Annotated in this window: 13 protein-coding genes; 2 read left to right on the top strand and 11 right to left on the bottom strand. The window is 59.6% G+C overall.

Translation table 11 applies throughout. The features are described from left to right. Positions 1-62: 62 nt before the first annotated feature. Both AC6CHO_RS04075 and AC6CHO_RS04070 read left to right on the top strand, forming a co-directional pair. Positions 63-1,310, top strand: coding sequence for a beta-ketoacyl-[acyl-carrier-protein] synthase family protein (locus AC6CHO_RS04075; RefSeq protein ID WP_498213836.1), 1,248 nt, complete (start codon positions 63-65; stop codon positions 1,308-1,310). A 191-nt stretch (positions 1,311-1,501) separates the two neighbouring features. Further along, positions 1,502-2,077: a dihydrofolate reductase family protein gene (locus AC6CHO_RS04070; protein WP_102597712.1), complete on the top strand. Its 576-nt coding sequence runs from the start codon at positions 1,502-1,504 to the stop codon at positions 2,075-2,077. A 2-nt stretch (positions 2,078-2,079) separates the two neighbouring features. Here the strand turns inward: AC6CHO_RS04070 and AC6CHO_RS04065 are convergent, their stop codons facing one another. The 11 genes from AC6CHO_RS04065 to AC6CHO_RS04015 all read right to left on the bottom strand — a co-directional run bounded on the left by AC6CHO_RS04065 (position 2,080) and on the right by AC6CHO_RS04015 (position 12,719). Continuing rightward, positions 2,080-2,460, bottom strand: a complete 381-nt coding sequence (locus AC6CHO_RS04065) for a VOC family protein (RefSeq protein WP_498213835.1) — start codon at positions 2,458-2,460, stop codon at positions 2,080-2,082. A 294-nt stretch (positions 2,461-2,754) separates the two neighbouring features. Beyond that, entirely contained in the window at positions 2,755-3,258 is a 504-nt protein-coding gene (locus AC6CHO_RS04060; protein WP_060701508.1) for a DUF3145 domain-containing protein, read from the bottom strand. Positions 3,259-3,400: 142 nt separating this feature from the next. Next, on the bottom strand, positions 3,401-4,399 hold the full coding sequence (locus AC6CHO_RS04055; protein WP_498213834.1) for a tyrosine recombinase XerC: 999 nt from the start codon (positions 4,397-4,399) through the stop codon (positions 3,401-3,403). Between the two features lie 25 nt (positions 4,400-4,424). Next, positions 4,425-5,669, bottom strand: a complete 1,245-nt coding sequence (gene dprA, locus AC6CHO_RS04050; RefSeq protein WP_498213832.1) for a DNA-processing protein DprA — start codon at positions 5,667-5,669, stop codon at positions 4,425-4,427. Positions 5,670-5,677: 8 nt separating this feature from the next. Further along, entirely contained in the window at positions 5,678-7,231 is a 1,554-nt protein-coding gene (locus AC6CHO_RS04045) for a YifB family Mg chelatase-like AAA ATPase (protein WP_498213831.1), read from the bottom strand. Continuing rightward, a complete protein-coding gene (locus tag AC6CHO_RS04040) occupies positions 7,228-7,590 on the bottom strand; it encodes a YraN family protein (RefSeq protein ID WP_498213830.1) in 363 nt (120 codons plus the stop codon). Before AC6CHO_RS04040 ends, AC6CHO_RS04045 begins: the two co-directional genes overlap by 4 nt. Positions 7,591-7,686: 96 nt before the next feature. Then, on the bottom strand, positions 7,687-8,007 hold the full coding sequence (locus AC6CHO_RS04035) for a DUF2469 domain-containing protein (protein ID WP_022876618.1): 321 nt from the start codon (positions 8,005-8,007) through the stop codon (positions 7,687-7,689). Next, positions 8,007-8,732: a ribonuclease HII gene (gene rnhB, locus AC6CHO_RS04030; RefSeq protein ID WP_498213829.1), complete on the bottom strand. Its 726-nt coding sequence runs from the start codon at positions 8,730-8,732 to the stop codon at positions 8,007-8,009. Before rnhB ends, AC6CHO_RS04035 begins: the two co-directional genes overlap by 1 nt. A gap of 13 nt (positions 8,733-8,745) precedes the next feature. Next, complete coding sequence (gene lepB / locus AC6CHO_RS04025; protein ID WP_498213828.1) at positions 8,746-9,450, bottom strand: signal peptidase I; 705 nt, start codon at positions 9,448-9,450, stop codon at positions 8,746-8,748. 185 nt (positions 9,451-9,635) lie between these two features. After that, positions 9,636-10,220, bottom strand: coding sequence for a hypothetical protein (locus AC6CHO_RS04020; RefSeq protein ID WP_498213827.1), 585 nt, complete (start codon positions 10,218-10,220; stop codon positions 9,636-9,638). A 171-nt stretch (positions 10,221-10,391) separates the two neighbouring features. After that, positions 10,392-12,719 carry an LPXTG cell wall anchor domain-containing protein gene (locus tag AC6CHO_RS04015; RefSeq protein ID WP_498213826.1) on the bottom strand — a complete coding sequence of 776 codons (2,328 nt, stop codon included), beginning with the start codon at positions 12,717-12,719 and terminating at the stop codon, positions 10,392-10,394. Between the last annotated feature and the right edge of the window lie 226 nt (positions 12,720-12,945).

Below are 12,945 nucleotides of genomic sequence, written 5' to 3'. Positions count from 1 at the left end.
CATCGGCCGGTACGTCAAGCCGGCCCCCTAAATTTCTTAATCGCACAGTAGAGAGTTTGATGATGGCGCGCAAAGTAGTGATCACCGGTCTCGGAGCCACCACCCCAATCGGCGGGGACGTCCCCACCCTCTGGGCCAACGCTTTGAAGGGCGTCTCCGGCGCCGCAACCCTGGATGATGCCTGGGTGAAGGAATACGACCTTCCGGTCACCTTCGCTGCGCGCGCTTCCGTTCAGCCAACCGAGGTTCTCACCCGCCCGGAAACCAAGCGCATGGATCCTTCCACGCAGTTCGCTGTCGTTGCCTCGCGCGAAGCATGGGCTGATTCCGGTCTGAGCAAGGACGACATCGACCAGAACAAGCTTGCCGTGGCCTTCGCTACCGGCATCGGCGGTGTCTGGACCCTGCTGAACGCTTGGGACACCCTGCGCGAAAAGGGCCCCCGCCGCGTTTTGCCAATGACTGTCCCGATGCTGATGCCCAACGGCCCAGCTGCTGCGGTATCCCTGGATCTGGGTGCCGCCGGTGGCGCCCACACCCCGGTCTCCGCTTGCGCTTCGGGCACCGAGGCCATGCACGTTGGCCTGGAACTGATCCGCTCGGGCAAGGCGGATGTCGTGATGGTTGGTGGCGCTGAAGCCGCCATCCACCCCATGCCAATGGCCGCTTTCTCCTCGATGCATGCGCTCTCGCGCCGCAATGACGATCCTGCCAAGGCCTCCCGCCCGTACGACATCGATCGTGATGGCTTCGTGATGGGTGAAGGCGCTGGCGCCTTGGTGCTGGAAGCCGAAGAGCACGCATTGGCTCGTGGCGCCCGCATCTACGCCGAGCTGGCCGGATCGTCGGTCACATCTGATGCACACCACATCACCGCTCCGGATCCAGATGGCTCGGGTGCTACCCGCGCGCTGAAGGCCGCCATGTTCGACGGGCGCATCCAGCCAGAGGACGTTGTGCACGTCAACGCGCACGCAACCTCCACCCCGGTGGGCGACGCTCCGGAATACACCGCCCTGAAGAACGCCCTGGGCGATCAGCTGGACAACGTCTGGGTCTCGGCGACCAAGTCGCAGATGGGCCACCTGCTTGGCGCCTCCGGTGCCGTTGAATCGGTCCTGTGCGCGCTGGCTGTCTACCACCGCACCACCCCTGTGACGATCAACCTGGATAACCAGGATCCAGCGATCCCGCTGAAGGTAGTCACCGGCCAGCCGGAAGCACTTCCAGCCGAGGGCACCATCGTGGCACTGAACAACTCGTTCGGTTTCGGTGGCCACAACGCAGTTGTCGCTATCCGCAGCGTCTAGCATTATCCCGGTTGCGTGCAACCGAATAGCCGATGGGATGGTCCAAGGGTTTCCTTGGACCATCCCATCCTGCTTTAATTCTCTGGCTACTTCGGCAAATCGTTGTCTGATCGCACCTGGGCTTGTTACGCTCAAGATCCGCCCACCTGGCGCGGGAACTTGTTACTTCGATCAGCTCAGGAGCCACTCTCGTGCGCACACTCATCGCAACTGCATTTGTCTCGCTCGACGGAGTCGTTGAAGCTCCGGGCGGCGAACCCGAATACCGCAATTCCGGCTGGACCATGAATAGCGTCGAGTTCGATCCAGCCGCATACGAGCTGAAGGGCACCGAACAGGCCGAAGCTTCGGCCATGTTGCTGGGCAGGATCAGCTACCAGGCCTTCTCCCCGATCTGGCCATCGATGACCGAGGAATTTCCGCACTATAACGCCATGCCTAAATACGTGCTTTCCACAACCCTGGCCGAGAAGGACCTCGTAGACAACTGGGGCGAAACAACCATTCTGCGTTCGATCTCCGACGTCGCACGCCTACGCGCGGGCGAGGGTGGACCCATCAGCATCCATGGTTCGGCAACCTTGGTTCGTTCCCTCCAAGAGCACCAGCTCATTGACCGGTACAACCTCCTGGTTTTCCCGGTCCTGCTCGGTGCAGGCAAGCGCCTGTTCAGCCAGGAAAGCATGGACGCGCAAAAGCTCAAGCTCGTGGATTCACAAACATATTCGAATGGTATCCAAAAGAATGTTTTCGACGTCGTCCGGTGACCTCATCGGGGGATGTATTCCTTCGTGATCAGTTCCAGATAATGTCCCGATGGGTCTAGCAAATAGACTCCCCTGCCACCGAGCTCATGATTGATTGCTCCGGGGTGCTGACGTTGCGGGTCGGCCCAATGCTCGTGCTGCGTTGCGCATATTTTTTGGTAGGCGCGGTCAAAATGCGCTTCGCTGAGCAGGAACGCATAGTGCTGAGGCGGAAAATCAATCGGTGGCTTCGCAAACTGCAGCAACACCCCATCGTCAAGGCTGATGTTGCAGAATGGCCCCCAGCTGGGGGCGGGCTTCGCTTCGAGCAAGTCAGTGTAAAACTCTGCCATGCGCTGTGCATCCGTTGAAGCGATAATTGTGTGGTTGAATTGCGCGGTCATCTGTCCCTTTCAAAATATGTCCGAAAATTCTGTTGCTTGAATCTTCCGGTGAAAGGGTGGTCCGCGGATCAGGGAACGACCAGATAGCCGTTCCGGGAGTGGCTGCCTAGAGCCTGACTGGTCTTCATCGCCCATGAGTCTAGCATCCTGGGCGCGCGCCTGACTATGTCTTCAGGGTAAAACCAAGAAGTGGGATCCCAATATGGAATCCCACTTCTCGTGGTAACAACCCCGCACCAACGGGGTCTAACTGAGTGCAGTTGTAAACTCACCCAGAGACATTAAAACCAGTTGCTAAACCACCTGGTTGAGCCATCGTACAGGTGCTTCATCTCCTGAGTGTCGGAAAGGCTCGAGCTCCTCGTCCCAGGCTTCGCCCAGTGCGATGGACATTTCTTGATAGAAAATTGACGGGTTTCCATCGCCCTTTTCATAGGCCCAGCGGATTCTTTCCTCGCCGACCATGATGTTGCCAGCAACATCAACGGTCGCGTGGAAGATCCCCAAGTCTGGAGTTACGGACCAACGGCTGCCGTCGGCGCCGGGGCTTGGATCCTCTGTGATTTCGAAACGCAGATGCTGCCATCCATGCATTTCACTGGTGAGCAGTGCGCCAGTTCCCTGAGGGCCTACCCACTCAATTTCGGCGCGACAAAATCCGGGTGCGACGTGCTGTTCGGTCCAGTCCATCTTGACTGGAGTTCCGAGCACGGACCCAATTGCCCATTCCAGGTGCGGGCATAGTGCAGCAGGGGCGGAATGTACAAATATCACGCCTCTGGTCATCGGTGCAGACATGCCATCCTCCGTTGCGGTGTTGATCGTCTTCCCCTACGTCAACATCGAACTGGTGCTATCGCCGCCGATAGTTCTATTTTGCCCGATGAACAGCACTTTTCGCCACCCAAGCGGGCTAAATTCACAGATTGGACGAAAATCTTTAGGCCCGAGGGTGTGCTTGGCGGTAACTTTGCCGCAATCGATCCACGGAAACATGCGTATAAAGCTGGGTGGTGGCAAGCGATGCGTGCCCGAGGAACTCTTGCACCGCACGCAGGTCAGCGCCTCCATCGAGCAAATGGGTGGCGACTGTATGGCGTAAGGCGTGTGGCCCGCTGGCGGAGGTATCGCCAAGTGAGCGCAAGGCGCTGGCAATGACTTCACGCGCCTGTCGAACATTCAGCCTGGAACCGCGAACTCCGACCAACAAGGCGTCCCCGGCCTGCTCTGCGGCCACGGCTCGTCGGTAGGAGCGTATCCATTCAATAATTACCCGCTCGGCAGGTTTGCCGAAGGGCACCATCCGCTCCTTATTGCCTTTACCAAGGACTCTCAACGTCCTTCGCTCAAAATCGATATCCGCGATATCCAAGGCAACCAGCTCACTGACACGCAGTCCCGACGCGTAGAGCAATTCTGCAATGACCCTGTCTCGACACTGGATCGCCCTGGCTTTGGGATCCTGGTCGGTTCCATCGCCCTTCTGCCTGGCTGCCTCGTTTTCATCTTTAGGACCAGCATGTTCCGACAGGAGCCTGTCGATCTGGCTGGGCTGAAGTATGTGCGGCAGCCGCCGCTCTTTTTTCGGTGCTGCCAAGCGCAAGGCCGGATCACTCTCAACCAAGTGGTTCTTCAATGCCCACGCGAAGAAGTTTTTCACCGCAGAGATACGGCGGGCCAATGTTGTCCGAGAAACTGCGGACTCATGCAGGTAAGCCAGCCAGTCTCGAAGCATTTGGACAGAAATCTGCTTCAGTGCCGGATCCCCGGCGTGAGCGTTGAGGAACTGTCCGAGGTTTCGGAGATCTACGTCGTAGGCGCGCAGGGTATTTTCGCTGCGGCCGCGTTCGTGCTGCAGGTACTCCAAATAGTCGGCCACGGGTTCGGAAAATTTTGCCGACGGACCGGAGGAATGCTTCGAGGCAGGATCGTGCTTCATCACCACCGAGCTTACCCGAAGGCGGCTATTTGCCCTGGTAGACCAGTTTCCACGATAGGCCATCGGTGCTGGCCAGCCCGAGTGCCTCCAGGCGGGCTACCGCCTGAAGCGTTTGGAGCATCGGCACACCACTGCGCGCTGAAATGTCATCAACCAGCAGCGGCTTGGAAAACGACATGACGTCGTAGACCATGCCTTCACCGCGGCCCAGCTGATCTGTTGATCGCTGGGGCACCAGATCCGCGCGTGAAGCCTGCGAGCTGCGGTCGGCGCCGACGAGCGCGAGGGCATCTTGCGGTGAAGCCAGCAGCGCGGCGCTTCCCTCGGCGATCAGCCGGTGGCAGCCGGCGGAATTCGGAGCGAACACGCTTCCGGGAACGGCTGCGACATCGCGGCCTAGCTCGACCGCATGGCTGGCTGTATTCAGTGCTCCAGAACGGTGTCGTGCCTCCGCGACGACAACCAACCTGCTCAAGGCCGCAATGATCCGGTTGCGGTTTAAAAATCGAAAACGAGCTGATGTAGTCCCCGGCGGGACTTCCGACAGCAGGACGCCCCTCGCGACAATTTGGTTGAGCAAGTTGCTATTACCTGATGGATAGAGCCGATCAATACCGCCGGCCATCACGGTGATGGTCGGCGGGTTCGGGTAGGCCCAGCCTTCAACTGTCAGCGCTGCCCGGTGGGCGCTGGCATCGATGCCGTAGGCTCCCCCGGAGACGATGGTGTACCCATGCGTGGCAAGGGTCCTGCCAAGGTCGAAGGTCACTTGGTCGCCATAGTCACTGGCATCACGAGAGCCGACGATCGCTACATTCGTCGCAACCTGTGCTCCGGCAAGAAGCTGCGGATCGCTGGCCCGCCACCATAGGCACAGGGGACGTCCCAGGTTGAGGTCATCAAGCTGAGTTGGCCACATTGGGTCCGTTGGGATCAGCAGTCCTCCGTTATGCCGGGCTGCGGTGTCCAAGGCAGCCGCGGGGTTGCTCAGCGGTAGCCTCTTGCGCCAACGAGTCAGTGCGGTTTTCAGGTCCTGCGCCATATTCGAGGAGGTCTTCACCCCGAGGATGTCGTCTACCTGGGGCTTGAGCCCCCATGGCACGAAATCTTCTCTTCGAATTAGTGCAAGCAGTTCCTGGGGGCTCATGAGTTCCAGCAGGGCACTCGCGGTGTAGTCGTTGGGCTCAATCAGCTGGTTCAAGAGCGCATATGTCAGCCGTTCCTGATTCGTGCGATCGCCCACCGGAGCAGGATTTGAATTGATGGACATTCGATGGCCTAACTATTTTCAAGACTTTGGCGCAGATGCGCTGCAACGGCCAAGTCGTCTTCGGTGGGAGCTGCGTGCTGTTGTTGGTCCGCGACTGTCCAGGCCACCCGCAGCAGACGGTGGATACCGCGCGCCGAGAGCCCGCGGCGAGCAGCAAGCTGTTCCAAAGCGGTCTTAGTTTTTGCTGGGTATCTCAGCTCGTGGCGCAGTACTTGCGTTGGAATTTGGGCATTGCAGCTAATGGCGAAGTGGCGAAGCCGCTCTTGGCTGCGCTCCCTTGTCGTGCGGACTCGTTCGCGAACTATGGCACTGGATTCATTCTGCGCGGGACTCAACAGCTGCGATTGGTGTACCGGATTCACTCGAACTTGCAGGTCAACACGATCCAAAATGGGGCCGGAGAGCCTGGCGAAGTAGCGCCGGCGGGCCATGGGCGTGCACGTGCAGCCGGTTCCCGTCCCGAAGTTCCTCCCGCAAGGGCAGGGATTGGATGCGAGGACGAGCTGGAATCGGGCGGGCAATCGCTGATGGCCACGGGCCCGGGCAAGGTTTATGTAGCCTTCCTCGATGGGCTGGCGAAGGGCGTCAAGTACGCCGGTATTAAACTGGGCGGCTTCGTCCAAAAACAGGATCCCGTGGTGGGCCCGCGTTATCGCCCCGGGAATCAGCTGCGCAGTTCCACCGCCAATCAGCGCGGACAGCGAAGACGTGTGGTGTGGTGCGACGAAGGGCGGGGTGCGCTGCAGCTGGTTGACCTCGTTCATTGCACCGCTGGTAATGGAATGCACTGCCGTGGCCTCCAGGGCTTGGCTGTCATCAAGCGGGGGAATGATCGTGGGCAGGCATTTGGCCAGCATGGTTTTCCCGGCGCCCGCCGGACCAACCATGATCAGGTGGTGTCCCCCGGCAGCTGCGAGTTCCAGCGCCAGGCGCGCTTCCTGCTGGCCGTTGACCAGCTGCAGGTCTGCCTCGTCATGGCTGGTGCTGGCCAGAGCGGATTGTGCCCGGGCGACGGCAGGGCCCGGATGATGCAAATGCGTAGTGATCAGTTCCTTCTGCGCGCCACAGAATTCCAGCACCTGCCCCAGGTGGCGGGCAGACTTCACCTCGATTCCCTCAACCAGCCGTGCCTCATTGCCATTTGCTTCAGCCACAATGACACGATCTAATCCATGTTCCTTGGCCAGTTGAACTGCGGGCAGGACACCAGGAACTGCACGCAAGGTGCCATCCAGGCCAAGCTCGGCCAGGTACAGCGTGGAGGGGCTGGCGAGCAATTGGCGATCGGCAGCCAGAGCGGCGACAAGAATCGCCAGATCAAAGCCGGAACCGTATTTGGGCAGGGTCGCCGGGGACAGATTAACCGTCAGTTTGCGGTTGGCCAGCGGAATGCCGGTGTTCCGCGCCGCCGCCTTGATACGTTCCCGTGCTTCATTCAGCGAGGCATCGGGCAGGCCCAGCATGATGAAGCCGGGGATGCCGTTTCCGAGATCGGCTTCCACTTCTATCAGCGACACGCTGACCCCGTGGATGGCCGCAGCGCTGGTTCGTGCCGTGCTCATGCTTGCACCGCTTGATGCAGGAGGAAGATGTACCCCGGGCCTTGAGGATAGACCTCGAGAATATCAACGCGGGGTTCGGCGATGAATGTCCGGTGGGCTTGGGCCCAAAGTATCAGCAGCCTGTGAAGCCTGCGGTACTTCTGCGCGGTGATGGCATCAAAGCCGGTGCCAAAGCGGGTTGAGGACCGCGTTTTAACCTCGACGGCCACAATCTGGCCGTTGCCGGCGCGAGCCACGGCATCCAGCTCGCCAGCAGAGCAGCGCCAGTTCCGGTCGAGGATCTCATACTGGTGATCGCTGAGGTAATTGGCGGCGGCCAGTTCCCCGGCCGCACCCAATCGTTGTGCCGCGGTGCGCATGATGGCTCCTGAATGTTCGGACTATTGGTCCTCAACATTTTCGGAGTTTCATGCCCGCGCGTGTGCCGCAGACAAGCGGAGTGTGGAAAACCGGCGCTAGGAGTCCAGCCCCTCCTTGGGGATCTGCAGCTCGTCGCGATTCAGTTCCTCGACGTTGACGTCCTTGAACGTCAGCACCTTCACGGACTTCACAAAACGCCCTTGCCGGTAGATGTCCCACACCCACGCGTCGGTGAGGTTCAGCTCGAAGTAGACTTCGCCGGCGTTGCTCAGCGTTTTGACGTCTACCTGGTTGGCCAGGTAGAACCGCCGTTCGGTCTCGACCACGTAATTGAAAAGCCCCACCACGGTTTTGTACTCGCGGTACAGCTGCAGTTCCATGTCGGACTCGTAATTTTCCAGATCGTCGCCAGCCATCACTTTGCTTTCTTTGTTGTGGCTTCACCATGGGCCGAGTCGGCCCGCGAAGTCAAGTTCCAGCTTTTGCGGTGGTAATCGCAGGGGCCCTGTGCACTGATTGCGGCGCGATGCGCGGCGGTTGCGTAGCCCTTGTTGATTTCCCAGCCGAAGTCGGGGTGGGACACGGCCAGATCGGTCATGATGTCGTCGCGTTCCACCTTGGCCAGGATAGAGGCGCCAGCAATCGCTTGGCAGGTCATATCGCCCTTGATGATGGTGGCCAGCGGCAGGTGCAGGCCCACCGGTTCGCGCTCGTCGGCGAGCACATCAAAAAGGTCGGGTTCCGGAGCGGTCAGCCAGTCGTAGCTTCCGTCCAGCAGGATGGCTTGGGGTGCGACGGCGCATTGCTCCACGGCGCGGGTTCCGGCCAGGCGCAGGGCGGCGGTGACGCCCAGGGCATCGATCTCCTGGGCGGAGGCATGGCCGACACCGTGGCCCACGGCCCACTCACGCACCTTGGGCACCAGCTCCTCGCGCGTTTCCGGGCGCAAGAGCTTCGAGTCGCGCAGTTCCGGGAATTCGCGCACGCTCTCGATGTCGATCACGGTAATGCCCACGGTAATTGGCCCGGCCAATGCGCCGCGTCCTACCTCGTCGACCGCGCCAACAAAGCGCACGCTGTGGCGCGCCGCCAGGGCGCGTTCATGGTCGAGGGTGGTGGGCTGGTTCCTGGTGGCTGTCATGATCGCTGGCAGGCTAGTTGCTGGCCGGGGCTGGGACGTTGGCGAAGACTTCACCGTGGGAGTCGATGGTGCCCCAGCGCGAGGTTGGCCACGAAATGATGGAGGCCCGGCCCTGGACCGAGTCCATATCCACGAATCCGCCTTCGATATCGGTGTGGAAGCGCGAATCGGCGCTGGCTGCACGATGATCGCCCATGACCCAGATCTTGCCTTCTGGCACGGTGATCGAGAATTCCATGTCCGATGGCTGGTTCCCGGTGTAGATGTAGGGTTCGTCGATGGCTTCGCCATTGATCATGAGCTTGCCGACCGCTGCATCGTATTCGACGGTGTCTCCTGGCATGCCGATGATGCGCTTGACCAGGTACTGCTCGTCGGCGGCGGGAAGGATTCCCACGAAGGAGAGCACGTTTTCGAACGCGGTGGGTGACTGCGCCAGTGGAGGCAGCCAGCCCAGGTCGTCACGGAAAACCACTACATCGCCGCGGTTCAGTTCAAAGGGGCCGGGGACCATCAGGTTCGCGAAGATGCGGTCGTTGACTTCCAAGGTGTGTTCCATGGAGCCCGAAGGAATGTAATAAGCGCGGAAGAAGAAGGTCTTGATCACGAAGGAGAGCGCCAAGGCGATAACCACGATGATGGCGATTTCACGGATGAAGCGCCATATCTTGTATAGCGGTCCCTTGTCCTGGGGATTTTCAGCTGGTGCGGCGCTCACAGTTCGATTAGTACCTTCCAATATCGCGTAACACACCCCATCTTACGTGCCAGCCGGTGGCGAATCGTTCATTATCGGCTTCGCCTGAACGGTGTGGGACGCAACAACGGCCAGCCCTTTGCGGGCTGACCGTTGCGAAATAGTGTTCTGCTCCCGCGCGGGCGGGTCATCGGAGAGGAAACCAGCTATGAGTTGGCGGGCGAGCCTATACCGCCGCTGGACTTGAAATCCACGGGGATATCGCCGACTGGCTGATCAGCTTCGATCAGCTTGGTGATCGCTTCGATCTGGCTCTTGTCCACCGAGAGCGTAATGCCGCCGGTTTCAGGATTCAACGAATAGGCGTGGATCGAATTGCGGATCGGGTTCTCCTGCTTGCCCTGCCACGTCATGATCTTTTCGATGGCCTGGCGCAGTTCCTGGCTGCTGTGCTTCACGATATGCCCGACGGCACCGGCTTCTTCGATCGCAGCGAGCTGGCCTTCATCAGTTGTCGACACGTGCAGCTTGCCGTTCTTGATCCAGCCCTGGACATAGTTTTCGCCGAGGTCTGCGGAAAGCTTGTCGTTGATCTTCAACAGTGCGTTTTGGTCCACGGAATTCTCGCTTTGGTTCTCGGAGGGCGCGGTGGGAGCAGGGGTCTGCGCGCCCGAGGACTCTTTGGTTCCTGGGTCCGTTCCTTGCCCGCAACCGGTCAACAGCAAGCTCGCCATGAGGGCCGTGGAGGCCAGCGCCAATGGAGTGCGGGATGTTCTGGAGTTGAAATTCATAATTGCACCTCGGTTTTTGCGTACCCATAGCCTTCTTGACTTCGAGGCTATAGGGCTTTTCGTAAAACAGTCAGTGAGCAACATGTGCACTAACTAAAAAGTGTCCCGCTACCTGTGGTGAAGTAGCGGGACACTTTCAGAGGTTCCTAGAACCTATGGGTAATTCTTTCCTTAGCCGTGGCGGCGGTTGCCGCGACGGAACAGGAGGAAGGTTGCACCGACCAGAGCCAAGGCGCCACCTGCAGCGATCAGTGGAGCGCTGCTCGAACCGGTGTCAGCCAGTGGATCGTCCTTCTTAGGAGTTTCCTTTGGCGTTGCCGACTTGGTTGGCTCGTTGGACTCGTCGTCCTGTGGAGCTTCCGAAGACTCTTCGGTCTCGGACTCGGAAGGCTCCTCAGTAGCAGTCTCAGTTGGCGTTGACGACTCCGAAGGCTCCTCAGTAGCAGTCTCGGTAGGCGTTGACGACTCCGAAGGCTCCTCAGTAGCAGTCTCGGTAGGCGTTGCCGACTCCGAAGGCTCCTCAGTAGCAGTCTCGGTAGGCGTTGCCGACTCCGAAGGCTCCTCAGTAGCAGTCTCAGTTGGCGTTGCCGACTCCGAAGGCTCCTCAGTAGCAGTCTCAGTTGGCGTTGCCGACTCCGAAGGCTCCTCAGTAGCAGTCTCGGTAGGCGTTGCCGACTCCGAAGGCTCCTCGGTTGGCGTAGGCGTAGGAGTCGGGGTTGGGGTAGGCGTTGGGGTCGGAGTTGGCGTTGGAACGGCTACAACGATGACGTTGCCGTTCGTGGTTGCCGACTTGTCGAAGCCCTTGTGCGCCTGCAAGGTGAACTCATATGCGCCAGTCTGTTCTGGTGCCGAGAACGTGAAGTCCCCATTGGAGTCAACCGTCACGGTGTCCACGACTTCGCCGTTGACGATTACGTCAACCTGGGTGCCTTCGGAAGCATCCGCGACGTTACCGGAGATGTCGCTTCCAGCTTCCACCTCTGAACCATTTTCAGTGGTGATGGCAGGCGCATTGATGAAGAGCTTGACCTGGTAGTCCTTGACTTCATCAATACGAGTCAGCGCGTCCTTCAGGCCGGTGTACATGGCGATGTCATCGTCAGTGTCTTCTGCGCCGTCTTCGCCAGGACCGTTAGCGGAGTTAATGCCGATGGCCTTGTTGCCGATCAATACGGCACCGCCCGAGTCACCCTGGTCCAGAACGTCCTGGCCCGGGTTATCTGCAGTGTATCCCCAGACGTCACGCAAGGTGCCGTCCATGCCCTGGACGAAGAAGATGCCCTCGCCGGTGATGGTCGAGCAGCTCCACCCGGTGGTTGCACCCGAAGAGCAGGCTTCAGCGCCAACAGCGCCGGCAGCTACATCAGTCACCTTGATAACCTGATCGCGCTCGTCGCCACCTGCTGGCCACTGCGAAACTGCTGCGTGAAGGTTCAGCGCAGGGTTGATCGCTTCAACCACCGAAATATCGGTGCCAGGATTCTCGGTATCTACGTCTTCCCAGGTCGCGTCAACCGGGTAGCCCGAGTTGCCAGGGCCGCCGAACTGGGCAAAACCGAATGTGCCCAATGCGTCGGTGTAGCCGAGGAAATCGTTCGGAGCGTTGGCTTCCAGGACATAGGTGTCGGTCATGGAACCGTCTTCGGTGCAGTGACCGGCGCTCAGGATGGCGTTCTTGCCGCTGGCATCCCAGGCGTTGAAGCCGATCGAGCAGCGTGAATCGGGAGCCTGGCCGTTCTGGCCGATCGCGTAGCCCATGCCGCCATAGATGTCTTCATTGGCTCCGGGCTTTGCAGCACCGTTGCCGTCCTTTTCCGATGGGGCAAAGACGACGTCCGAAGCTGCCACATGCTCTGCGAACTGCTCCAAGGACAATTCGCCCTCAGCGACTACCTTCTTGGTGATCTCGCGCTTCTGCCCCTCGATCGAGCCAGGGCCCGAGGCGATGATCTTGACGACCTTCTGCCCCTTGACCGTGGTTTCCACGATCGCGGTCAGGCGGCTCAACTCGGTGCTGTCAACATTGTCGACGAGCTCCTTGTAGACGCCCTCAGCGGTAGACAGGTTGTTCTTGTTGATTTCCAGGGAAACAGAAGCCTTGGAGGCTTCGACGATTGCCTTGGCCTTGGCAGCGTCCTTCTTGCTGACCTCGATCTCAACCTTGCCGCCCTCGACAGACGAACGAGCTTCGACACCCTCGTCTTCAAGATTCTTGTCTACTGCGGCAGCGGTCTCGCTGGACTTCGAGTCTTCCAGGTACTCGTCAACCGACTTGTCCAGGTCGCGCTCGATGGCCTCCGGCAGTCCGGTGGTATCCACCGAGTTTTCCGTGGCGGACGAACTTGCGCTGTTGGCCTCGATTGAGGAGGCCGACGGAGAAGGCGAACCCTTCGTCTCCTGCGCGGCAACGGCCGGCATGAAGCTGCTGCCAACTACCAAGGCGGTAGCGGCTGCAGCAACGAGGCCACGTTGCGCAGTCTTGTTATTTGGATTTGGCATTAATGCTTCTCCCACATTTATGGTGCGAGTGCCCTCGCGGCCCTTACCTCTGGGCGCGCTTCTAGGCACAGGTGTTGTTACCAAAATGAAACACTAGCCGCTTGACACTATGGTTTTCAAGTGCCGAATCAAACGAAAATACAAACCTCGCCAGCCAAATCACCTAGTCAATAGGCGTGGCCGAGCTTCGACCAGATCACATTTCAACGGAGAGGCCCATTGGTTT

This window comes from Glutamicibacter sp. GQ173 (assembly GCF_059759215.1).
Note: the sequence above shows the minus strand (reverse complement) of the source record. Positions and strands in the feature narration are given on the sequence as shown.

What these genes read in the sequence shown, in the direction of transcription:
- AC6CHO_RS04075 (WP_498213836.1), top strand. Translation starts at nt 63, where the DNA reads ATGGCGCGCAAAGTAGTGATCACCGGTCTCGGAGCCACCACCCCAATC.
- AC6CHO_RS04065 (WP_498213835.1), bottom strand. Translation starts at nt 2,460, where the DNA reads ATGACCGCGCAATTCAACCACACAATTATCGCTTCAACGGATGCACAG.
- AC6CHO_RS04060 (WP_060701508.1), bottom strand. Translation starts at nt 3,258, where the DNA reads ATGTCTGCACCGATGACCAGAGGCGTGATATTTGTACATTCCGCCCCT.
- AC6CHO_RS04055 (WP_498213834.1), bottom strand. Translation starts at nt 4,399, where the DNA reads ATGAAGCACGATCCTGCCTCGAAGCATTCCTCCGGTCCGTCGGCAAAA.
- dprA (WP_498213832.1), bottom strand. Translation starts at nt 5,669, where the DNA reads ATGTCCATCAATTCAAATCCTGCTCCGGTGGGCGATCGCACGAATCAG.
- AC6CHO_RS04045 (WP_498213831.1), bottom strand. Translation starts at nt 7,231, where the DNA reads ATGAGCACGGCACGAACCAGCGCTGCGGCCATCCACGGGGTCAGCGTG.
- AC6CHO_RS04040 (WP_498213830.1), bottom strand. Translation starts at nt 7,590, where the DNA reads ATGCGCACCGCGGCACAACGATTGGGTGCGGCCGGGGAACTGGCCGCC.
- AC6CHO_RS04035 (WP_022876618.1), bottom strand. Translation starts at nt 8,007, where the DNA reads ATGGCTGGCGACGATCTGGAAAATTACGAGTCCGACATGGAACTGCAG.
- rnhB (WP_498213829.1), bottom strand. Translation starts at nt 8,732, where the DNA reads ATGACAGCCACCAGGAACCAGCCCACCACCCTCGACCATGAACGCGCC.
- AC6CHO_RS04020 (WP_498213827.1), bottom strand. Translation starts at nt 10,220, where the DNA reads ATGAATTTCAACTCCAGAACATCCCGCACTCCATTGGCGCTGGCCTCC.
- AC6CHO_RS04015 (WP_498213826.1), bottom strand. Translation starts at nt 12,719, where the DNA reads ATGCCAAATCCAAATAACAAGACTGCGCAACGTGGCCTCGTTGCTGCA.